Source organism: Coprobacillus sp., assembly GCF_984815275.1.
Genome location: NZ_CFJNYH010000029.1, coordinates 22,533 through 46,000, shown reverse-complemented (window position 1 = coordinate 46,000; position 23,468 = coordinate 22,533). Strand labels below are relative to the sequence as shown.

At 29.1% G+C, this 23,468-nt stretch carries 21 protein-coding genes and 1 pseudogene; all 22 read left to right on the top strand.

The window, feature by feature from the left end; genetic code table 11:
- On the top strand, positions 1–578 hold a 578-nt coding region (locus tag AC5M21_RS11120), incomplete at its 5' end, for a hypothetical protein (protein WP_493531492.1).
- Positions 579–610: 32 nt separating this feature from the next.
- Positions 611–985 (top strand): ASCH domain-containing protein, encoded by a 375-nt coding sequence (locus AC5M21_RS11115; protein ID WP_054325198.1) that lies wholly within the window; start codon positions 611–613, stop codon positions 983–985.
- A gap of 12 nt (positions 986–997) precedes the next feature.
- A complete protein-coding gene (locus AC5M21_RS11110) occupies positions 998–1,924 on the top strand; it encodes a DUF2971 domain-containing protein (protein WP_117769120.1) in 927 nt (308 codons plus the stop codon).
- Between the two features lie 132 nt (positions 1,925–2,056).
- Positions 2,057–2,383 (top strand): recombinase zinc ribbon domain-containing protein, encoded by a 327-nt coding sequence (locus AC5M21_RS11105; protein ID WP_117769121.1) that lies wholly within the window; start codon positions 2,057–2,059, stop codon positions 2,381–2,383.
- Positions 2,355–2,654 (top strand): hypothetical protein, encoded by a 300-nt coding sequence (locus AC5M21_RS11100; RefSeq protein ID WP_117769122.1) that lies wholly within the window; start codon positions 2,355–2,357, stop codon positions 2,652–2,654. Before AC5M21_RS11105 ends, AC5M21_RS11100 begins: the two co-directional genes overlap by 29 nt.
- A 381-nt stretch (positions 2,655–3,035) precedes the next feature.
- Complete coding sequence (gene fic / locus AC5M21_RS11095; protein WP_054325195.1) at positions 3,036–3,644, top strand: protein adenylyltransferase Fic; 609 nt, start codon at positions 3,036–3,038, stop codon at positions 3,642–3,644.
- A gap of 323 nt (positions 3,645–3,967) precedes the next feature.
- Entirely contained in the window at positions 3,968–4,585 is a 618-nt protein-coding gene (locus AC5M21_RS11090; protein WP_054325194.1) for a GNAT family N-acetyltransferase, read from the top strand.
- Positions 4,586–5,371: 786 nt separating this feature from the next.
- A pseudogene (locus AC5M21_RS11085) lies at positions 5,372–5,839 on the top strand (MBL fold metallo-hydrolase); the annotation flags it as partial.
- 47 nt (positions 5,840–5,886) lie between these two features.
- Entirely contained in the window at positions 5,887–6,300 is a 414-nt protein-coding gene (locus AC5M21_RS11080; RefSeq protein ID WP_008789095.1) for an ASCH domain-containing protein, read from the top strand.
- Between the two features lie 476 nt (positions 6,301–6,776).
- A complete protein-coding gene (locus tag AC5M21_RS11075; protein ID WP_017144030.1) occupies positions 6,777–7,640 on the top strand; it encodes a PRD domain-containing protein in 864 nt (287 codons plus the stop codon).
- Positions 7,633–9,006, top strand: a complete 1,374-nt coding sequence (locus AC5M21_RS11070; protein ID WP_008789097.1) for a PTS transporter subunit EIIC — start codon at positions 7,633–7,635, stop codon at positions 9,004–9,006. The genes AC5M21_RS11075 and AC5M21_RS11070 overlap by 8 nt, the downstream gene beginning before the upstream one ends.
- On the top strand, positions 8,892–9,458 hold the full coding sequence (locus AC5M21_RS11065; RefSeq protein ID WP_282767595.1) for a PTS sugar transporter subunit IIA: 567 nt from the start codon (positions 8,892–8,894) through the stop codon (positions 9,456–9,458). The genes AC5M21_RS11070 and AC5M21_RS11065 overlap by 115 nt, the downstream gene beginning before the upstream one ends.
- 49 nt (positions 9,459–9,507) lie before the next feature.
- Entirely contained in the window at positions 9,508–11,397 is a 1,890-nt protein-coding gene (locus AC5M21_RS11060; protein ID WP_008789099.1) for an oxidoreductase, read from the top strand.
- 9 nt (positions 11,398–11,406) lie between these two features.
- Positions 11,407–11,895, top strand: coding sequence for a PTS sugar transporter subunit IIA (locus tag AC5M21_RS11055; protein WP_008789100.1), 489 nt, complete (start codon positions 11,407–11,409; stop codon positions 11,893–11,895).
- 470 nt (positions 11,896–12,365) lie between these two features.
- Complete coding sequence (locus tag AC5M21_RS11050) at positions 12,366–12,551, top strand: hypothetical protein (RefSeq protein WP_236916404.1); 186 nt, start codon at positions 12,366–12,368, stop codon at positions 12,549–12,551.
- A gap of 99 nt (positions 12,552–12,650) precedes the next feature.
- Positions 12,651–13,022 carry a YkvA family protein gene (locus tag AC5M21_RS11045; RefSeq protein ID WP_008789102.1) on the top strand — a complete coding sequence of 124 codons (372 nt, stop codon included), beginning with the start codon at positions 12,651–12,653 and terminating at the stop codon, positions 13,020–13,022.
- A 327-nt stretch (positions 13,023–13,349) separates the two neighbouring features.
- Positions 13,350–14,732 carry a sensor domain-containing diguanylate cyclase gene (locus AC5M21_RS11040; protein WP_008789103.1) on the top strand — a complete coding sequence of 461 codons (1,383 nt, stop codon included), beginning with the start codon at positions 13,350–13,352 and terminating at the stop codon, positions 14,730–14,732.
- A 204-nt stretch (positions 14,733–14,936) separates the two neighbouring features.
- Entirely contained in the window at positions 14,937–16,508 is a 1,572-nt protein-coding gene (locus AC5M21_RS11035; protein ID WP_181987823.1) for a tetratricopeptide repeat-containing diguanylate cyclase, read from the top strand.
- 125 nt (positions 16,509–16,633) lie between these two features.
- Positions 16,634–17,017 carry a PAS domain-containing protein gene (locus AC5M21_RS11030; protein ID WP_008789106.1) on the top strand — a complete coding sequence of 128 codons (384 nt, stop codon included), beginning with the start codon at positions 16,634–16,636 and terminating at the stop codon, positions 17,015–17,017.
- A gap of 490 nt (positions 17,018–17,507) precedes the next feature.
- Complete coding sequence (locus AC5M21_RS11025) at positions 17,508–20,225, top strand: sensor domain-containing diguanylate cyclase (protein ID WP_008789107.1); 2,718 nt, start codon at positions 17,508–17,510, stop codon at positions 20,223–20,225.
- A gap of 26 nt (positions 20,226–20,251) precedes the next feature.
- Complete coding sequence (locus AC5M21_RS11020; protein WP_008789108.1) at positions 20,252–22,513, top strand: bifunctional diguanylate cyclase/phosphodiesterase; 2,262 nt, start codon at positions 20,252–20,254, stop codon at positions 22,511–22,513.
- A gap of 179 nt (positions 22,514–22,692) precedes the next feature.
- Positions 22,693–23,466, top strand: a complete 774-nt coding sequence (locus AC5M21_RS11015) for a nitroreductase family protein (RefSeq protein WP_054688733.1) — start codon at positions 22,693–22,695, stop codon at positions 23,464–23,466.
- The last annotated feature ends 2 nt before the right edge of the window (positions 23,467–23,468 follow it).

The window sequence follows — 23,468 nt, the reverse complement described above, 5'->3', positions numbered from 1 at the left end:
GTGTTTATCTAAAAAGAATGTATTTTGACAAAACAAATTATCCAATAATAAAACTAGATGAACAAGATATATATATACTGTCAATACAAGAGGAATTTGGACAGATGCTTTTCCCTGATTTATTTAATAATCATCAATTATCCTTTTACGATTTAGATGGAACATCTACTTATAGCAATGTTATAAAGAAAGTATATATATCAAAGAGTAAGATAAAACCAATGAAGAAGAATGATATATTAGTTTTTTATACCAGTCAAATTAAAAAATCTATTGCATGTGTTTGTGTAGTTGATGATGCCTTTAGAGCAAATGAAATTGAAAGTTTTGATGCTTTTGAAAAGATAGTAAGGCGAAGAACGGTTTATCCATCATCATATTTAAAAGAGGCTTATGAAAATGGATATTTAATTATTTTATTTAAATACTATGTGAACTTACCAATACATATACCTCTTAAAGTGGCAATAGCTGAGGATATTGTAAAAGCAGCACCTCAATCTATCCAAAAATTATCAAAAGAGAAATTTGAAAAAATAGTAAAATTAAGTGGAAGTGATAAGCAAATTAAAATATAATATACAAATAACAATGTAAGGGGGAATAAATAGTGTGTAAAGTTTTAATGCCGATTAAACCAGAATATGCAATGCAAATTTTAGAAGGTAGTAAAACATTTGAGTATAGAAAGAATAGATTCAAAAGAACAAATGTAGATGCAATTGTTATTTATGTGACTTCTCCAGTAATGAAAGTTCTTGGTGAAGTTGAATTAATAGATACATTAGAGGGCTCTCCTATAAATATTTGGAAAGAAACTTCACAAAGCGGGGGCATCAATAAAAAATCTTATGATAAGTATTTTGAAGGAAGAAATAAAGCAGTGGCATATGTACTAGGAAAAGTAAAAAAATATAATAATGCGAGGTCACTAGATGATTTTAATATTAATTATTATCCACAGTCATATGTTTATTTAGATTAGGAGGAATTAGAATTGTTATTTCATGAAGATGCAAAAGAGCTTGTTAAGCTATACAATAGCATGGGAGTAGATGAATATTTAAAAAAACAAGATATTGATATTTTTCATTATACGTCCCCGTCTGTTTTAAATAGTATATTAAGTAAAAATCGATTTTGGTTTACTGATAGACAGTATTTAAACGATAAAACAGAAGGTTTATATGTTTTAGATAACTGTATTAATTTAATAGATGAAAATAGTTTCAAAGATGAATTCTATAGATACTTAAGAGAAGAGTGTAAAAATAGAAAGAAAATGCCATCTCGAGGGCGAGGATTTTATGTGTATCAAATATCTTTTTCATATGATGAGGATAATCTTGGTTTATGGAATTATTATACTAGAGGTGAGGGAATTAAGGGATATAATTTAAAATTCAAGTCTAATGATTTATTAAGTAAGCTAAATATAAAACCGAAGTTGCCTTCTGGGAATAGACCGAAACCTTATGGTGGAAAAGTAATCTACAATAAAGAAGAACAGGATAAAATAGTTTATGAGATAATTGATAAATTTAGAACTCATTATGATAAATATGGCAATACAGATAATCTTTTATTTGAATGGTTAGTTGATAAATTACTTATGATTGGTACTTTTTTTAAGCCAGAATGTTTCTCGATTGAAAAAGAGTATAGAATAATTATTGATCTATATATAAATAAAGAAGGTGAATATGATACTATAGCTAATGAATCAGGAATATTTGAAAGGAATGGATATTTAATACCTTATATTGAAGTTGAATTTAATAAATCTTGTTTGCAGGGTATAACAGTTTCACCCACAATGGAGTATGAAGATATCCGTACTAATATTTTAAATGTGACTATAGGAAAATTTGAAAATATTAATCAAGAAACTATAAGGAAATCAAAAATACCATTACGTTATTAATTTAATCAATATTTTTGGGAGGGTATTTCGTTATTAGACAATAAGATAAAATATTAATAATTTTATTATGAAAATTTAGATAAGCATGATTCAAAAAGTAGGTATTCAGGAAAAAATCATCTTAGCGATAGGATCATCTGTTCAGATTGTGGCTCCTTTTTTAGAAGGGCTGTCTGGAGAAAACGTAATGGTGAAAAAGAGCCAGTATGGAGATGTTCCAATAAATTGAAAAATGGCAAAGAGGCATGTCCACATAGTATTACTTTAAAGGAGTCATTGTTGTTAAATGAATTAGGAATAATGGTTAATAGTAAATTAAATTTAAAAGAGAGGACGAAATCAGAATTAGCCAAAGTATTATCGGATTTTGTGAATCCAAAAGATATAAAAACAAGACAGGATCAAATCAATAAAGAACTATTAGAAGTTGATGATAAAATCAAAAAAAATACTAGATAAGGAAATGCTGCTGGTATCTAGAGGCGTTCAAGATGAAAGTCTATTAGAGGAACACTTAGAACAATGCAAGGTGACTAAAAGAAAGCTCAAAAATGAATTGCAAAGTTTGGATGAGAAGTTAGAGTCCATTAAACAAAGTAGACAGAATAAAATATTAACAACGTTAAATCAAGAAGATTTTCAACTAGATGAAATGACTCAAGAAGAAATATCAGTATTTATTACATATAGTTGTTACAAGAGAGAAACTCCAAGTGACAACAATGGATGAACAAATGCAGGAGATAGAACTAAGTAAGGTCAGGTAATGTGATAAATGTAATAAATAGTAATTATTAAGAAGTTATATGTTAGAATATGACTTTTTATTTTGTTAAATAAGATTTGTGTACATAACAATCATATGATATAATGCTCAAAAAGAATAATTACGAAAATTAGATTATATCTTTTAACTTTTTTTCTACATTACATTTAATAAAGATTAAATTAATGCAGTTCGTTCGAGGAGGAAGTGGGTATATATGTTATCCGTTTTACCTCTTCTTTTCTGAGCTATTAAATGATTAATGGTTGAGGTGAAGGTGAAAGGAAAAAGAAAAAGGATTAATTTATAATCCTTTTTTTGTATATAAGAAAGGAGCAAAATAAAATGTTAAAAAATAAACTTGGTATAAATAATTCAGCAGAACTTGCACGCAAAGGAGAACAGATTAGTAAGGCAAAAGCAGTGGATCTATTTGAAAATGAATTACTTAAAACTTTTGAAGTTGGTACTTTTAAAGGCTTGGCACAAATACACCATTATTTATTTAGTGACATTTATGATTTTGCTGGAAAAATAAGAGATGTAAATATTGCTAAAGGTGGATTTCGTTTTGCTCCTGTTATGTATTTAGGGGCAGCTTTAAAAAATATTGATGAGATGCCACAATCTAATTTTGATGAGATAATTGAAAAATATGTAGAAATGAATATAGCACATCCATTTCGTGAAGGCAATGGACGTAGTACAAGAATTTGGTTAGACTGTATTTTAAAAAAAGAATTAAAATGTGTTATTGATTGGAATGAAGTTGATAAAGAGGATTATTTATTGACTATGGAGAGAAGTCCAATAAAAGATGTGGAAATTAAGGTTTTATTAAAGAACGCGTTAACAGATAAGATTGCTGATCGAGAAGTATATATGAAGGGAATTGATGCTAGTTATTATTATGAGGGATATAATATTTATAAGTCAGAAAATTTAAAAAGATAGAGTTATCTTTTTAAACTGATGAAATAAAAGGGATAACTATGTACTAATATTTGAAAACTGCATGTTAAACCCAAAATTAACACGTGGTTTGGATGTCATTAAAATGTTAATCGTGGACTAGACTTTATATATAATTAGTATAATAAAGTAAAACAAAGAATATGATCAGAAGCTAAAAAATTATATATATTAAAAGAGTTGAGAAATCTAAAAAGAATAGATTTCTTTTTTTCATAATTTATATTTAATTGTTGGTATAAATTTTCTATGCTACAATAGCAATAGAAATAATTTCATAAATTAAAATTGTGAGGTGAAACTGTTTGATTGAAATAAAAGAAATATGTAAAAATGATTATAAAAAGGCACAAAAATTTGCAATTCAAGGAATGCATTTAGATTGGTATATGAATAGCAAAGCAGTTTTGGCTTTGTACGCAAAATATTTTTGGTATATGGAATTGAATCGTGCAACAAAAGTTTATGGTGCTTATGTTGATGATGCTTTTGTGGGTGTTTTGATGGCTGAAATGAAGAATGAACCGAAATGCTATCACAGCTTATCTAAAGCGATTTATGTGAAGATATTCGATTGGCTTCAACATCTCATCGCAAGAAAAGGTGTTGCCGAATATGACGAAGCAAATCATGATATGTATAATTCCTTCTGCCAAAAGAATAATCCAGATGGAGAAATTATTTTTCTAGCTGCCGACCCCAACTGCAAAATTAAAGGTGTTGGAACAGCATTGTTGTCTGCGTTTGAAGAAGATGAAAAAGAGAAGATTGTTTATCTATATACAGATAATGCCTGTACTTATCAATTCTATGAGCATAGAGGCTTTGAACGGTCAGAGGAACGACAAGTTATACTTGATTTGGATAAAAAGCAAGTTCCTTTAACCTGTCTGCTTTATACAAAGAAAATTGCTGGAAAGTAATAAGTGAATAAATTGCAGTTTATGAAACAGGGAGAAGTATTGTTTATACAGCACCAGACTGTCAGGCTGTAGCGTCTTTTAAAGTAAGTGATCCAATGTAAAGTTAAAGTAAATAAATTTGGTAAGTTAGAATTAATCAAATACAACGTAGATTTAATACGTGGTTTGGATGTCATTAAAAATACTAATGGTGTACTAAACTTTATACATATAATTAATATAATGCAGTTAATGGGGATGATATTATGAAATTCAATTTTTATTTTAGGAACCAGATCAATAAAAGAAAGAGATAAGAAGAAATGGGTGAAAAAGTTATTATTACATCAAATAGTATGGGTGCAATATTGCTAGCAATAGTTGTTAAAAAGTAGATTTTGAAGTTGCTGAAAAATCCAATATTCGGATTGATAATCACTATATGGAAGTAATTTAGATTGCTTCTTGGCATTATAGAAAAGATAAAGCAAAAAAACTACCTCGTATGTATTGGTCAACCGTGAGATAATTATTTCATAGTTGTAAATCTAAGGTATGATTGCTTATCGACTGTTCTTTTTCTCACTTACATTGTAGTTCATGCATAAATGAGTGCCAAATACAAAATCAACTAATAAAATATAATTATTAGAATTTGATGAGGTCTATATGAAAATAGAAAAAATAACATGTGGTATAGCAAATGCTTTTTTAATCCATAGAGATAATGGCAGTATACTAATAGATACTGGCACTAAAAGATACAAGAAAAAGGTTTTATAATGTTGTGAAAAAGCAAATGTAAAACTTATTATTCTAACTCATGGACATTTTGATCATTGTCAAAACACTTCTTATTTAGTGAAAAAATTAAATTGTTTTGTAGGAATTGGAAGAGAAGATGTTTTGCTTCTAGAAAAAAATGAAAAACGTAAACTGTTTGGTAAGGGATTATGGGGGAGTTTCTATGCAAGGGCATCAAATTGCAATATTTGGAAAAATAATGTAGAGAGTGTTTCACCTAATATTATTTTAGATGCAGGAATGTCATTGTTGGAATATGGAGTAGATGGAAATGTTATCAGACTGCAAGGTCATACCAAAGGCTCTATAGGTATAGCATTAACGTCAGGAGAACTTTTTGTTGGGGATGCAATGCAAAATATTATTTTTCCTACTACAACATGGTGCTTTGAAGATTATCAACAGGCACAAGAAAGTGCTAAACTAATAAAAAGTATAAATGCGAAAAAAATATATTATGGGCATGGGTGAAGAACAGAAAGAGTAATAATTTAAATATGAGGAGGATAAAATAGTAAATGAAAGCTATAGAAAATACAAATAAAACTTACTTTGAATGTTTTGCATTTGGTGACAATCCTGAAATGGCAGACGAGCTTTTGGCTCTAGTACTTTCTGGAAAGAAAACTGCAACAGTTTCCGTTGTATTGGAAAATGAGCAGGTACCAAGTGTTGGAGACTTATCACTGGTGCTTGATGGGCATGGCAACCCAGCCTGTGTGATAAAAACAGTGTATCTTGAAATTGTTAAGTTTTGCGACCTAACTTGGGATATGGTAAAACTTGAGGGTGAGGACGAAACCTTTGAACAATGGAGAACGGGTAATATACGCTATTGGACGAGAGATGCTATAAAACGTGGTTATACTTTTACAGAACAAACACCTATTACTTTTGAACGTTTTGAAGTTGTCGAAGTATTTAACAAATAAGATTTGGAAACTTCTGTTTGTAGGGCAAGAGATTAATTAGAATAATAGAATAGCAATTAATCTGCAATCTATGTAAGAGAAGTCAACTTGTAAACACTGTCTACCTTGGAAATATCATATCAATAAATGAAGTAAAATTTTAGATACATTAGAGGAAATGAGAACACCAATGGAGGGTACAATTCAGGGAGAACTATTATCATAATGTATGGACTTTGACATATGTTTTATTCATTGAATAGTAACAGTTTGTATTTAATGTTCAAAAAAATAATACTTGAAAACGCTTAAATATATGCTATAATATTTGTAACTAGTTTATACATACTGATTTAGTGCACTAAAAAGTATGGTTGTTAGGGTTGTTACTGATAATGCAGGCAAAGCCTAAGTAAATAATTTTTTTCACATTTGTGAGGATAATTTTATTTATTTAGGCTTTTTTTGTTGCCTAAATAATAGAAAGGATGATTCGCTTGAAGATTAAAAGAGTATTTAATAACAATGTAGTATTAGTCTACAAAGATGACGACGAAGCTGTTATCTTTGGTAAAGGTATTGGTTTCCAAAAGAAGCATGGAGATACTTTAGACGAAACTAAAATTGGTAAGATTTTTACTACAAACAAAAAACAAAGTTCTAACTTTGAAACTCTATTTAATGAAATATCAACTGAATATGTAGATTTAACTTACAAAATTGTTGAACAAGCTGAATCAGATCTTAACATTGAGTTCAATAGTAGTATCTATATTGCTGTCATGGACCATATAAATTATGCATTAGTTAGAGCTCAAGATAATTTATTTATAAAAAATGACTTAATATGGGAAATTCAAAGAACTTATCCTAATGAATATAAAGCTGCTCTTAATACTTTAAGTATTATTAAAAAAGATACAGGTATAGAGTTACCAGTAGATGAAGCAGGAACTTTAGCAATACATTATTTTAATGCCGAAGATCATAAAAATCATTTAGATAACTCTTTAAAAGCTGCTGATATTATTCAAGGAATTGTTAAGATTATTCAATTCTATTTTAAAATAGAATTTGATCAAACTGATATGAATTATAACAGACTTATGACGCATTTAAGATTCTTTATAAATAGTCTATTAAGCAATGAAAAAAGAAATGAAAATGATGATGAATACTTATTTAATCAAATGGTTATTAAATATCCAGATATTTATGATTGCACTTTAAATATTCGTAAATATATTATGAATAAATTGAATAAAGAAGTAAAAAATGAAGAACTATTATATCTGATGATTCATATTAATCGTATTATAGAAAAAGAAAAAATAAAAAAGGAGACTTCGATTCATGAATAAATATGAACAACTTACTAAAGATATAGTAAGTGCGTTAGGTGGAGTTGAAAATATTCAAAGCGTTACTCATTGTGCAACAAGATTACGTTTTTCTTTAAACTCTAAAGATAAATCTGATAAAGCTAAAATTGAAAAAATCAATGGTGTATTAGGTACACAAATCGGTGCAGGAACATTCCAGGTATTAATCGGAACACATGTTTCTGATGTTTACGATGAATTATTAACGATTCCTGGTATTACAGGAAAAGGTGAAGTAGCAGATGATGAAGATACGACTATTGCTAGTGAAAAAGTAAGTTTATTTGATCGTTTTACTAGAATGATGTCTACAGTATTCTCTCCATATATTCCAGTATTAGCAACTGGAGGTATTGCAAGTGGAGTTGTTGGTTTATTAGCCAACCTAGGTGTAATGACTACAGATAGTTTAACTTATCAAACTTTCTATTCTATTTTTTATTCACTCATTTATTTCTTCCCAATCTTATTAGCATTTACAGCAGCAAAACATTTTAGATCTAATCAATATGTTGCTGCAGTATTAGGGGCAAGTATTATGTATCCTGGTGTTGCTGATTTATTGGTTGCTGGTGAAAAAGCTGATTTATTTGGTATTAATTTTCCAGCATTTCATTTTGCCAGTTCATTTATCCCAATCTTATTAGCAATTTTCTGTATGAGTTATTTTGAAAGATGGTTAAAGAAAACAGTGCCTGCTACGTTACAATTTATTGTTGTACCTGCTGCCTGCTTATTTATATTTGTACCATTAACGATTATGGTATTTGGTCCAGTAGGAAGTTTAGTTGCTAATGGAATCTCTACTGTATATCAAGCAGTTATGGCTTATCCAATTATAAGTTGCACATTATTAGGGGCTTTATTTTCATTAATTATTCTAGTAGGAATGCATTGGGCTGTAACTCCTATCATGTTAGGAATTTTAGCGACTCAAGGATATGAAGCAGGTCTTGCTGCTGGTGGTATGGGTAACTATGCTGTATTAGGAATTTGTTTAGCTGTTATGATTTTTGATAAAAACAAAGAAATGAAACAAACAGCTGGATCAAGTTCATTTACTTTAGCATTATGTGGAATTTCTGAACCTTGTCTATATGGTGTTATATTAAAAGATAAAAAATATATTATGAATATGTTAGTAGCTGGTGCTATTGGTGGATTCATTTGTGGTATCACAGGTGTAGCTGCAACTAACTTTGCATATGCTGGTATTTTATCATTTGGAGCATGGTTAACTGCAAAAAGTTTTGTATGGTATTGTGTGGCAATTGTCGTTTCTGTTGTTGTTGGATTTGTATTAACTGCATTTATGTTAAAAACGAACCAATCAAAAAAAGCTTAAGTCCAAACGAAATAATTACATCGCCTGTATCAGGAGATGTAATTGATTTGATTTATGTCAATGATCCTTTATTTGCTAATGGAATAATAGGTGAAGGTGTAGCAATTCTTTCTGCCGATGAGGATATATACGCTCCAATAAGTGGTGTGATTTCTGTATTGTATAAAACGAAACATGCTATTGGAATCACAAGTGATAATGGTGTGGAATTATTAATTCATATTGGAATTGATACTGTACGTTTGGACGGTAAATATTTTAAAAGTTATGTGCAGAAAGGTGAAAGAATTACATTAGGTCAAAAACTATTGTCTTATAATCAAAAACAAGTTCAATTAGAAGGTTATGATACTACAATTATGGTCATTGTTACTAATTCAAAAAAATATAATATGAACTGTTGTTATGGTTATGATATTAGTGAGGGAGAAAAAATTATTAATATTAAATAAGCAAAGGGGAAACATAAGTTTCCCCTTGTATATAGAAAGTAGGTAAAATATGAAATATAAAAATTTATTTACACCAATTAAAATTAATCAAACAATAATTAAAAATAGGATTGTCGCTGCACCGATTGGAGATGTTTTTGAAGAAAAGGCAATAGGTGGAGCAGGGATAGTTGTTGCTGGACATGCAATTGTTGAATATGGTAGATCTAGTTTTGCTAGTCCAACAGAACCAGATGTGTTTTCTAAATATGAAGTAGAAAAAACAGTGGAAAGAATCAGAAAAATTCATGCTGGTGGAGCAAAAGCTTCTATTGAGATTTTCCACGGAGGGAGATATGCTAGAGTTTTAGATTTTGCTGTAGGGCCTCATGATGAAGTCAGAAAAGATGGAGTCGTTGTTAAAGCAATGGATGAACAAATGATGAAAGAAGTTTGTGATGCCTATGCTAATACTGCAAAAAATGCTATGGATGTAGGGTTCGATATGATTTTCTTGCACTTTGGGCATGGATGGTTACCTGCTCAATTCTTATCGCCTTTATTTAACAAAAGAGAAGATGAGTATGGTGGAAGTCTAGAAAATAGAATGAAATTTCCAAAAATGATTCTAGAAACAATTAGAAATAAAGTTGGACCTCATTTTCCTATTGATATGAGAATAAGTGCTAATGAGTGGGTAGAAGGAAGTATTGAATTTAAAGATGTTAAAACTTTTATTAAAGAAGTAGAACACTTAATTGATACTGTACAAATCTCCGCCGGATTAGATATTAATCATGAGGGTAACGTACATTGTATTACGACAAACTTTATCGAACATATGCCAAATCTAGAATATGCAGCACAGGTTAAAAAAGAAGTTTCTATTCCTGTTTCTGTAGTGGGTGCTGTATTATCTCCTCAAGAAGCAGATTCTATTATTGCGGAAGGGAAAGTAGATTTAGTTGCGTTTGGAAGGTCTTTTATCGCTGATCCTTCTTGGCCCAATAAAGCGATGGAGGGAAGGGATGATGACATCTCTCCTTGTTTAAGATGTTTACAATGCTATCATATATCAACAAATCATCGTAATGTTGGATGTTCAGTCAATCCTAGATTTATGAATGAAGACTTTATTCCGAAAACATTTACAACATCTGCTCATAGAAAAAAAGTTGTCATTATTGGTGGTGGTCCTGGTGGTATGAAAGCGGCCATCACAGCAAGTGAAAGAGGGCATGATGTTACTCTTTTAGAAAAAGACTCAAAACTAGGTGGTCAACTTAAATATATTTCTAAAGAGTTCTTTAAAGAAGATGTAAAAAAATTCTATAATCATTTGAAAGCACAAGTAGCAAAACATGATATCTTAGTGAAAACTCATTGTGAAGCAACACCTTCTATGGTTAAGGAGATGAATCCTGATGCAATTATAATAGCAGTTGGTGCGAGTGAAACTATTCCACCTATTAAAGGGATTGATAAAAAACTTGTAATTAGTGCGACTCATGCTTTGGAAATTGAAGATCAATTAAAAGGTAATATTATTATACTTGGTGGTGGAACTGTGGGCGCAGAGATAGCTCTCGAACAATCACTTATTCATAAAAATAATGTTTCAATCATTGAACTGGGTGATGAACTAGCGACGCAAGGAAATATGCTATATAAAATTGGATTAAGACAAACTATGGAGAAATGTGAATCCTTAACAACTTATCTCAATACGCAATGCACTGAAGTTAAAGATAACAGTGTCATCATAAAGAATGAAGCTGGAATTATCAAAGAAATTCCAGCTGATAAAGTTATTGTTTGTACAGGAATGAAATCATTAAATATATTAGCAGAATCTTTCTATGGAATTACACCAAATGTGACTATGATAGGTGATTGTGTTAAACCAAGAAAAATTATGGAAGCAGTTTTTGAAGGTCATTCAATTGCTTTAAATTTATAGGAGATAAATATGAAATTTTTTAATAGAAAAAAAGAGAATGAAAATAATATCAATATTGTATCTCCAATAAAAGGAGATGTATTACCAATTGAACAAACTCCTGATCAGTTATTTGCTGGAAAGGCATTAGGAGATGGAGTCGTTATTAAACCTAAACATGGAAGCTTATATAGCCCATGTCATGGTGTTGTTGAGGTTTTATTTCCTACAAAACATGCTATTGGAATAAGACTAGATAATGGCGCAAGTCTTTTCATTCATTTTGGCCTTGAAACAGTTCGTTTAAATGGACAAGGATTTGAAACCTTTGTAAAACAAGGTCAAAGAATCAAAAAAGGTAAATTATTACTTGAAGTGGATTTAGACTATATTAGAGAAAATGCAGCAGATGATTGCGTTATTCTTGCTATTTCTGAATTAAAAGATAATTTCACAATAAATAAGAACTATGGAGTACATGAAGTAGGAGATGATATTATTACTATTAAAGGTAAGTAGTATTTAAATGTAAGAAAAATAGCTTTGCATGATTAGTAATTATGCAAATTATAAAAAGACTGTGAGGATTTGGGATTTCAATCTTCACAGTTTTTGTAGTTTAGAGCTATTTTAGATGTTGATTTTGAGAAAGATAAACTTCATGATTTCCAACAAAAAAGATATTATTAAACAATTTTGATGCACTAAGCATAGAAATATAGATATCATTGAAATGTATACTAGACTTTATATATAATTTGTAAAATAAAGTTAATTGTTATTTAATAAGTATCTCGAATATGTAGATTAACTACCTTTAGAATAAATTGTAGCAAATATAGAATATGCCTTAACAGAAGGACAATGACTATCTAATGAAAAAGTAAGAGAAGGTATCTTTTATAAAGGGTGTATATTTAATTGGTGATATAAAGTTTCTATGATAAAATAAAGTTAGAATTATTAGAGATTTTTATAAACGATATATGATGAAAAATAATGCATCTTTGAATGAAGATTTTAAAATCATTGAGGAAATTGTTGGAAAGGTTAAAGAGTATAAGCCATTTTCAGATAATAATTATTCTATTGGATTAGAAGAAGGTGGGGGAATATTTGTTGTTATAAATAAATATTCAGACTTCACAATATTCAAGTTCTTAGTAAACTCATAGTTTACAGGAAGTCAGAATGAAAAATTTTTATTTCATAAGCTAAAAATGATTAGTTATAAATTATAATTTTCTATATGCATATGAAATGGTGGAGGATATATGAACTTTAAAGAACGTGCAAAGAATTTAAAACAAGATATTCCAACTGTCTTCTTATCTTTAAAAGATCAAGATATGCCTATGTTAGCAAAAACGCTGGCGATGATTACTATTATATATGCACTTTCGCCAATTGACTTAATTCCTGATATTATACCAGTTTTGGGATATTTGGATGATATTATTATTTTACCATTTTTAATAGCATTGACAATCAAGTTGATTCCTAAAAATATATGGGAAAGAAATCACAATGCAGCTAAGGATTTATGGAAAGATGGCAAACCTAAAAAATGGTACTATGGAATTCCAATCATTTTGATTTGGATTTTGATTGTATTGTTTATTTTAAAAATATTATTCTTTTCATAAATCTTCTGAAAATTAATAAAAAACTGTGCTCATGATTTCATTATATGATTTTGTAGTTAAGTAAGTTTATTTTTATTGAGGAAGAAAGAAGTTCAAAGAATGAAAAGTCATAATATTTATGAAATATGAAGAATTTAATAAAAAATAAATCTAACAGTTATTAAACGAGGAAATAGTGTTATTTCATAATAATAAAATTAAAAATTTTTAATTATATATATCTAAACATATGATATAATAGAGAATATATAGGAATATATTGTAATTATTTATAATTTGTTGCACTTATAAATGAATATAATGGATTATCAAAAAGAGGTAAGGAAAATGGATAAAGATGAAGATATAAATCAATTGACAGATTTATTAATTGATAATGAAATTGATGAGCGTACAATAGAAATTGCTTTGTCTATTATATGTCATCGTTTCTCATTTACAAGCGGAGCTGTATATGAAACAGATGATATACGCTTTTTTTATAAAAAAGAAACATATAGTAATGGATTTAATCTACCTGATAGAGTTTCGTACACTATTTCTAAAATACCTGGGAAAGTAGATCAATCAATGCATTTTATTACGAGAGTGACTTATAAACCTTCTACAGAAATTAATATACTAGATGTTTTTCATACAGAGAATCTGATTATTGTTCCATTAACTAATACTGAATCGCAAGGATTTCTTGTGTTTACAGGTAATAATGAGAGTAGGGAATTAAATAGTCAAGAAAAGCGTCATTTGTTTATTATGACAGGGCTTATATCTCGATATATAATTACAAGAATTGGTGAAAATAAAGTCAAATTAATGCAAGCAACTTATGAGAGCATTATGGATAGTACTGGTATTGATATCTATGTAAATGATTTTTATACACATGATATTCTTTATGTAAATAAATCAATGGCAATACCTTATGGTGGAAAAGAAGTTTTTGAAGGAAGAAAATGTTGGGAAGTACTCTTTCCAGGTCAAACTGGACCATGTGACTTTTGTCCTCAGAAACATATCATAGATGGAAATGAAAAACCATCATCTGTTTATACATGGGATTATCAGCGTGCTTTCGATGGATCTTGGTTTCGAGTATTTAGTTCTGCTTTTTATTGGACAGATGGACGTCTTGCCCACGTAGTTAGTAGTGCTAATATTACAGATAATAAGCAAAAAGAGGAACTTATTCAATATATGGCAAATTATGATGAATTAACGAGTCTGCCAAATCATAGAAAATTATTAAGAGATGGCGAACAAATCATTGAGCATATAGAAGAATATGAGAAGATGTTTCTTTTGTTTTTTGATATAGATGGATTTAAAGCCATAAATGATACCTATGGACATGATGCAGGAGATAATTTTCTGATTGAACTTAGTCAATTCTTTAAAGGAATACCAATGCTTAAGGATTGTGTATATCGTAAAGGTGGAGATGAATTTGTAGCTATAATTCATGGAAAAGGTATGACAAGAATGAATATTACTAATCTTTCAAGGTTTATTCACAATCGTTTTGAAAAAACATGGTTACTGAATAAAACTAAAGTCAAATGTGATGTTAGCATTGGTGTTGCCTGCTATGGAGAAGATGCTACGACTATGAAAGAACTTTTGTATATTTCAGATATGGCAATGTATCAAGCTAAAAGGAAAGGGCCTGGTAACACGTGTTATGGAATAGATGTTGTTAAAAACTTTGATTAATGCAAGTTTGATGTATAATTTTAGGGAGTCTTATATCTTTCTTTGTTTTAATGAAATAATGCTAATCAGTCTATCTCGTTTACAATCACTTTGGAATGTATAGAAGTTAAAAAAGGTCTATAGAGTCTTCTAAAAATAGGAAAATGACTGCGAAATAGTTCAAAAAAGATTTATAATTAAAATGAATAGTAGGAGAAGATATTTATGGATAAGTATATTGAAAACTGGAGCCTAAAAGAATTACAAGAAGAAATTATAAAGATACGTCTTATTGATTTAAAGAAACAATATGAACTCTGTATGATTTTATCAGAAAAAGCAAAATTAACAAATGATTTATATGCACTGGCTTTTTCATATACTTTTATTAGTGATTTTTATTTGGCTTCTAAGAAAAATAAAAAATGTTTCATTTATTTAGAGCGTGCAAGGAAACTTTGTGAGTCAAAACATTACATAGAATTATTGGCTAGAATATATAATTTTTATGGGATGTATTATAATGCTAATTATGAAGAAATTAAGGCTCTAGAATATTATTTAAAGTCACTTGATGCATCCGAAGAGTGTCAGAATCAGATGTTAATTTCAAGTGCATATAATAACATAGCAACATGTTTTGATATGAAATGTAACTATTTAGAAGCTATCTATTACTATGATAAATGTTATCATTTATTGGATAATATGAATATGAATACAGGTTATTCTAAGGCTGTTGTTTTGTCTAATTTGTGTAATTGTGAATACAAATTGAAGCAGAAAGAGAAGTTGCATGAGCATCTTAAACTTTTTGAGAGATTAAAAGAAAATGAATTTGTTGAAGGAATGCAACTATTGTATCTATTCTGTAAATTAATGAATATCCATTCTCAGAATAATACTTCTTTGAATACTATAATGGATGAGATACTGAATGAACAGAAAAAAGTAGAAAATCGACTTCTCGTATATCAAGTATTAAAAAACATTTGTTCAATTATGCTTGAAATAAATAATCAGAAATATTCAAATAAAATATTAAATATTTTGAATGAAATTCAAGATGATGCTGAAATTAAATCAAAAAGAGAACTACAAAAACTGATTATCAGTTATTATGAAAAATTTGGAACACAAGAGGAACTATTGAAGGCATATCAAGAATTTTATAACATTATTCTTACAATTGAAGATATTGATATGGTAGATAATAGTGGTGGTCTTTCTGCAACCATTGAACTATATAGGACAAAAGAGCGACAAGTTTCATTAGAAAAAGAAAATGAACAGCTTGAAAAATTAATGAATACTGACGATTTAACTCAAGTTTTTAATCGTCGTTGTTTTAATAATGATATAATTAATCAAACACTGCAAAACAAATCATCTGTAGCAGTGGCAATGATAGATATTGATTATTTCAAACAATACAATGATATTTATGGACACCAAATGGGTGATCAGGCATTGATAGAAGTTGGAAAATGCATGAATAAATACAACAGAGAAGGAATTGTTCGCTTTTATCGTTATGGTGGTGATGAATTCACAGTAATATTTATTGACCAATCAGAAGAAAACGTTTGTGAAATCATGGATAGTTTAATAAATGATATAAAGTTTAAAGAAATTCCCCATAAAGGATCAAAGACAGATTGTATTTTAACATTATCTTATGGCTATGCTATTTGTACAGGTCAAAAGATTGATATTCAGGCTTTAATAAAACAAGCTGATGAACAACTGTATCAACATAAGAAATTACGTAGGTTAGTTACACTGAATAAAAAATGAATTGATTGAGAAGGTGCAAATTGAAACTAATATAAGAAATTCTTATTCATTTGCATAATTCATATCTTTAGGAAATGTAATGATCATGAACTAGGTAAAATCAATTTATAAAGGAGCGTGGAAATATGCAAATAACAAAGGAAATTTTATATGGGATTTTAGATGCTTATGTTTATGAAATTATATTTGTAGATAGAAATCATACTGTATGTTATATGAATAAAACAGCAAAGCAAAGATATGGGGATCGCGTTCAAGTAGGTAAAAGTCTTTTTAATTGTCATAATAAAAATTCTAAAGAAAAAATTGAAGAGTTTCTAAGAAGGGCAGATGCTGGAGAGAATGAAATGTTTGAAATTCTTAATGAAAAAACTGGTGAAAGAGAGTTCTTTGTTCCTGTTAGAAATTCAGATGGTGATGTCATAGGGTATTATGAAAGACATGAGGTTTCTTGGACTAAGGATACTCCTCATATACCAATATATGAGTATTGGAAAAATAAACAATGAAATCAAATAACTAGAAATAAGTTAGGTTATTCAATCTTCATAGGCACGCAAGTATTTATATAAAACATAGTGGTATTTACAGACAGTATTAGCGTTAAACTTATATCATTCAAAAAGATGAACAGAAAGTAGCCAGTATGATATTATTCATTTGATGATTATAGTAGAACGCAATTGTCAAAATGATAAATGTTTAATAACATTTGGTCAATATTGTTAAAAAAATCTGGTTCAAGGGTGTTCATTAAAATTATGTTTTGGTAGGAGACTTATAATCATATAAGTCTTTTTTGAAGCTATAATATTGTTATATTCAAGTGCAAATGATTTCATTTGAATTTAAATTATGATATGATAAACATATATATGAGCAAGGTATTGCAAATATAAAGTTGCAATTTTTAATGTCTAAAGACGAGTATTCATTCATAAAAAATGATCAGCAATTGTGTGGTAGATATAGAAAATGATAAATATCAGGAGGCAAAGTATGAAAAAAACACTATCGAAAGTAGGAGCAATATTAGTTCCAGTTATTCTATGTACCTCCTTAGCATTTACAGCATTTCTATCAATCCAATTAATTGATGATTTACAAGGGAATGCAAGGGTTGTTAACTATATTGGTATTGTGCGTGGTGCTACACAAAGGCTCGTAAAAAAGGAATTAAATCATGAACCTGATGATAATCTTATTAAACATTTAGATAAGATTTTAGATGGACTATCAAATGGAAGTGATGAATTTGATTTAATAAAACTTGAAAGTCAACAATTTCAATCGTTATTAGTAGAAATGAAAAATGATTGGAATCACTTGAAAACAGAAATACATAAGTATAGATCTGGTTTAGATAATCAAACTTTATTTGAAATGAGTGAAGACTATTTTGAATTAGCAGATAATACTGTACTTGTAGCTGAAAACTATATAGAAGAAAGAGTGCAGAGTGCAAGAAATTTACTGCTCATCATGAATTCTGTATTCATAGTCATGGCAGGTGGATGTACTATTTTCACGTATTATCAGCAGAGGCGCCAACAAAGAATTATAGAGATTGAAAATGAAAATATCAGAAAAAGTGAACAATTAGCAAGGCGTGCTCAGCAATTGCTTGCACCTATGAATGAAATATCAGAAATGATGTATGTTTCAGATATAGATACATATGAATTATTATTTATAAATGATGCTGGTAAAAGAATATTCCAAGTTGATGATACTCAAAAAAGTTTAAAATGTTATAAAGTTATACAGGGATTTGATGAACCTTGTCCATTTTGTACAAGTTCACTTTTAAAAATGGATGAAACACATTCCTGGGAATATACAAATCCTCTATTAAAGAAACATTATCTGTTGAAAGATCGATTGATTGAATGGGATGGACGAATTGCAAGAATGGAAATCGCTTTTGATATTACAGAAGCTAATAATGAGAAAAAAGAATTAAAACAAAGACTGAAAAGAGATAACATTCGTTTAGAATGTATTCGTGAACTTTATCATAACCGTGATATTAACATGGCTATGTCAAATATTTTAAAACAAATTGGTGAATTATTTTTAGCTGATCGTGCATATATTCTCCTGTTTCATAATAATCATTTTTCTAATCTTGCTGAATGGTGTAGAGAAGGTGTTGAACCACAGATTGATAGTCTACAAGATATACCTTTAACTGGTTATGAAGTTTGGGTAAGCGAACTTGAAGAACATAAAGATATCGTTATTGATGATATTAGGGAGTTAAAAAACAAATTGCCATCAGGTTATGACTTTCTTGCTCAACAAGGTATTAGAAACTTAACATGGGTTCCTTTAGAGAAAGATGGACACTTAAATGGTTGTATTGGTTTAGATAATCAACCGTTAAATATGTCAAAAATGGCTGTTCCTTTCTTACGAACAGTACAGTATTTTATTGCATTAACAATGGAAAGAAATGAAAATGAAAAAACATTATTTGAGTTGAGTCATTTAGATAAATTGACATCATTTTATAATAGGAATTGTTTTATTCAAGATGTTGCAGATATGAGCCATCAGCATGAATCAGTTGGAGTTATCTATTTAGATGTTAATGGTTTAAAAGAAACAAATGACAATTTTGGTCATGATGCTGGGGATAAGTTATTAAAAGCATGTGCAGAAATTATAAAAAGAAGTTCGACTTCAAAATATCTTTATCGTATTGGTGGAGATGAGTTTGTGGTTATATATATGAAAATAAGTAAAGAGGAGTTTGAATATAATGTCCAAAAGATGAAAAATAACTTTATGAGCAGTCAATGCCGAGTTGCTATTGGAGTTCAGTGGACAAAAGATAGTCAAGATATTCAAAATATAATAAAGCGCGCAGATGAATTAATGTATTCAAATAAGCAAGAATATTATTCAACGCATAAAACAACAGGACGCTATAGACATGATAAAACTTTACAATATTTATCGAATCCAGATATTCTTGATTTGAAAATATCTCAAGGACAATTTCATGTATATTTGCAGGCAAAAATAGATGTTAAAAGTTGTGAGTTAGTCGGAGCAGATGCATTAATAAAATACAAAGATGATTCTCAATTTATACAGTCACCTGATAAATTTATTTCTATATTAGAGGATTCTCATCAAATTGATAAGATAGATTTTTTTGTATTTGAGAAAATATGTCAGCAATTACAAGAGTGGAAAAATGCAAATAAAAAATTATTTCCAATATCAAGTCATTTCTCAAGAAGTACCTTTATGAAATCTGATTTTTTAGAAAGACTCGAAACAACAGTAGAACTATATGATGTTCCTAAAAAATATTTAGAAGTAGAGATTACTGAAAATATGTTTACCACAAATTATAAAGAAGTAAAAGAACGAATTACTCAAATTAGATCAGCAGGATTTATTGTTTCAGTTGATGATTTTGGTATTGAAAGCTCGAATCTTGCTCTTTTAGCAACAGCTCAATTTGATATTCTCAAAATAGATAAAAGTTTTATATCAGATGTTGTATCTAATAAAAACACCAGAACTGTTATTGAGTCTATGGTTGATGTTTGTACAAAAATGAATATTAAACTTATTGCTGAAGGTGTTGAAAATAAAGAACAATTAAATGTATTAAAAGAATGTGGAATTAGAACAGTTCAAGGTTTTTTGTTTAGTAAACCTATACCAATGATTGAGTACGAATGGAAGTATATGAAATAAATGGGAAAATATAAAGAGGATAGAATATGAAGAAAACAGATTTACTGGAAAATAAATTAAAGACTAAGGGAATTCTTGCTTTTTTAATCATTATTAGTGTCATAGCATTACTTTGTTCATTGCTCATTAAGCGTGGTTCGGATATAGCCAATAATGAAGTCAATAGATATTTATCAGAGATTTCACAACAGACTTCCTATAAGGTGAATCAAGGAATAGATATGAATATTGATAAATTAACGACCATAGGGCGTTCTTTAAGATATTTAAATAAAGAAAAGCAAGAGAGTTATATTAAGGAAATATTAGCTGACAGTGCTTATGAATGGATAGGCATTGTCTCATCTGAAGGAGTTATAAGGACTACAAATGATCAAGGTGTTCATCTAAATAATTTACAGATTATTCAAGAGGTTTTACAAGGTCAATCTGTAGTAAGTGAAGAAATCGTAGAAAATTCACAAGGTGAAAAGGGGACACTTTATGCAGTACCATATCAGGAAAATAATGAAAAAAATGTACTTGTTGGATGGATGCCCAGTGATACAATGAGGTTATTATTAAATACAGATACATTTGATGGAACAGGATTCTCGCATATAGTATCAAAAAATGGGAATTTCATATTGTATTCAGCAAATTCTAACTCAGCACTTAAAGGAGATAACTTCTTTACTTCATTAGAAGAGCAAGGAAAAGTGAGTGATGGCTATCATTTAGAATCTATGAAAAAGAATCTTTTAGATGGGAAAGATGGTGAAATTGAATTTACAATTGGTGATAATGAGGAGCGAGCTTTGATATATACAGCTTTAGATGAGGGGAATTGGTATCTCTTATCTATTGTTCCACCTGACATTTATAATACTCTCATTAGTTCATATATATTTCAATCTGTTTTAACAGTGGCAGGCAGTGTATCAGTGTTGTTCATTTGTTTGTTTATAATGATATGGTGGGTAACGAAGAATAAGAATCAAGAAATTTATAATATTGCTTTTGTTGATCCCATTACTCTTGGGTTTACACAGCCACGATTAAAAATAGAAATAGATGAATTGATGAATCATTTTGAACCTTTCTCTTTTATTACACTTGATTTAAAGAAGTTTAAATTAATTAATGACTCATTTGGCAGTTATGAAGGAAATAGGGTCCTTAATCACGTATATCATTGTATAAAGAAAAACTTAAATGATAAGGAATCAGTATCAAGAATTAATGCTGATAACTTTGATATTATCTTTAAGACAATTGATAAAGAAGAAATATCTGAACGTTTAACAAAGATAGCAACAGATATTAATGAATTTAATAAGGAACGAGAAATTCCTTATTTTATACCCATTATTTGTGGAACGTATATTGTAACACAAAAAGATGATACAATGATTACTATTCATGACCGTGCTAATGCGGCACGAAAGAAAAATAAACAAAATGGACAGTTACTTTGCAATAATCTTTTTTATGAAGAATTAGAAAGACTTAATATGATCAAAGAAAAAGAAATTGAAAATTCAATGGAAAAAGCATTAGAAAATCATGAGTTTGAAGTTTATCTTCAACCAAAGGTATGTTTAAAAACAGGCAAGGTTATAGGTGCAGAAGCCTTAGTTCGTTGGATACATCCAACGAAAGGAATGATTTATCCAAATGATTTTATACCATTATTTGAAGAGAATGGCTTTATTTTAAAGTTGGATCAATATGTTTTTGAAGAAGTGTGTAAATTATTACGTAGATGGATTGATGAAGAAAAGCCACTTCGAAGAATTTCTGTTAATCTTTCACGTAATCACTTAAATAAACAAGGGTTTTTAAAAGAATATAGTGTAATTCAAAAAAAATACAATGTACCACCAGAACTATTAGAAATAGAATTAACTGAAACAATTGTTTTTGAGAATCTATCCTTGCTTAAAGATATTATTGATGATATTCATAATATGGGGTTTCTATGTTCAATGGATGATTTTGGAAGTGGTTATTCTTCACTTAATGTTTTAAAAGAGGTGCCTGTAGACATATTAAAGCTTGATCGCATTTTCTTTGTCAATGAAGCTACAAAACGCAGCAATGATGTTGTTCAAAGTGTCATTGAATTGGCAAAGAAATTAGATATGGAAACTGTTGCTGAGGGAATTGAAACAATCCCTCAGGTTGAGAGTCTACAAAAGATGCAATGCGATATTATTCAAGGATATGTTTTTGCAAAACCAATGCCTATAAGTGAATTTGAAGAAAAATATAATAAAGATCTTGCCATTATTGATGTAAATCATTAAATAAAAATATCCTTTGAAACAGAAGATAAAATTAAATCTGTGAATGAGGATATTTTTTGATATAAATGAAAATATGAATAAACATTTTAAGCTAATGGTAACAAGTTTCTTTACCGATGTAACATTATGAACTTATTTTGCTATAATGGTTAATGAAGATTAACGAAAGAGATGAGACTATGAGCAAACATGAAGTTATAATTAACAAGGAAAAGTGTATAGGATGTCAAATGTGTATAAAAGATTGTCCTGCACATAACATTGAATTCAAAGACAAGAAAGCAGCAATTATTGATAAAGAGTGTATAATGTGTGGTCATTGTGTTGCTATTTGTCCAAAAAATGCAGTTATTATAAGTGGCTACACAGATCATCCTATAATAAGGGAGAAGGATGTAAACTTAAATCCCAATGATATTTTAAATACAATACGTTTTCGAAGAACAATTAGGCAATTTCAAAAGAAAAATATTCCACAATCAGTGTTAGAGCAAATTGTAGAAGCAGGAAGGCTCACACACACAGCCAAAAATATGCAGGATATTTCAATGATAGTATTAGATAAAGAAAAGTCAAGAGTAGAAAGAATGGCAGTTCAACTCTTTAGAAGAATAAAGCCATTTGCAAATCTATTCAGCTCTATGATAAAAAGAACGAATATAACTGATGATTTCTTCTTTTTTGAAGCTCCTATAGCAATAGTCATTGCCTCAAAAGATCCAATTAATGGTGCATTGGCTGCTCAAAATATGGAATTCGTTGCAGAAGCAAATGGTTTAGGTGTTTTATATAGTGGTTTTTTTTCAATGGCAGCAAATCATTCATGGCAAATTAAAAGAATTTTGGAATTACCAAAAGGGAAAAAAGTTATAACAACCTTGGTTTTAGGTTATCCTAAAGTTAAATATCAGAGAAGTGTGCAAAGAGAAAAGAGCGACATTAAATTTTTATGAGG

Coding starts and splice junctions, on each gene's coding strand:
- AC5M21_RS11100 (WP_117769122.1), top strand. CDS start 2,355: ATGATAAAATCAAAAAAAATACTAGATAAGGAAATGCTGCTGGTATCT.
- fic (WP_054325195.1), top strand. CDS start 3,036: ATGTTAAAAAATAAACTTGGTATAAATAATTCAGCAGAACTTGCACGC.
- AC5M21_RS11080 (WP_008789095.1), top strand. CDS start 5,887: ATGAAAGCTATAGAAAATACAAATAAAACTTACTTTGAATGTTTTGCA.
- AC5M21_RS11070 (WP_008789097.1), top strand. CDS start 7,633: ATGAATAAATATGAACAACTTACTAAAGATATAGTAAGTGCGTTAGGT.
- AC5M21_RS11065 (WP_282767595.1), top strand. CDS start 8,892: ATGGTTAACTGCAAAAAGTTTTGTATGGTATTGTGTGGCAATTGTCGT.
- AC5M21_RS11060 (WP_008789099.1), top strand. CDS start 9,508: ATGAAATATAAAAATTTATTTACACCAATTAAAATTAATCAAACAATA.
- AC5M21_RS11055 (WP_008789100.1), top strand. CDS start 11,407: ATGAAATTTTTTAATAGAAAAAAAGAGAATGAAAATAATATCAATATT.
- AC5M21_RS11050 (WP_236916404.1), top strand. CDS start 12,366: ATGAAAAATAATGCATCTTTGAATGAAGATTTTAAAATCATTGAGGAA.
- AC5M21_RS11045 (WP_008789102.1), top strand. CDS start 12,651: ATGAACTTTAAAGAACGTGCAAAGAATTTAAAACAAGATATTCCAACT.
- AC5M21_RS11040 (WP_008789103.1), top strand. CDS start 13,350: ATGGATAAAGATGAAGATATAAATCAATTGACAGATTTATTAATTGAT.
- AC5M21_RS11035 (WP_181987823.1), top strand. CDS start 14,937: ATGGATAAGTATATTGAAAACTGGAGCCTAAAAGAATTACAAGAAGAA.
- AC5M21_RS11030 (WP_008789106.1), top strand. CDS start 16,634: ATGCAAATAACAAAGGAAATTTTATATGGGATTTTAGATGCTTATGTT.
- AC5M21_RS11025 (WP_008789107.1), top strand. CDS start 17,508: ATGAAAAAAACACTATCGAAAGTAGGAGCAATATTAGTTCCAGTTATT.
- AC5M21_RS11020 (WP_008789108.1), top strand. CDS start 20,252: ATGAAGAAAACAGATTTACTGGAAAATAAATTAAAGACTAAGGGAATT.
- AC5M21_RS11015 (WP_054688733.1), top strand. CDS start 22,693: ATGAGCAAACATGAAGTTATAATTAACAAGGAAAAGTGTATAGGATGT.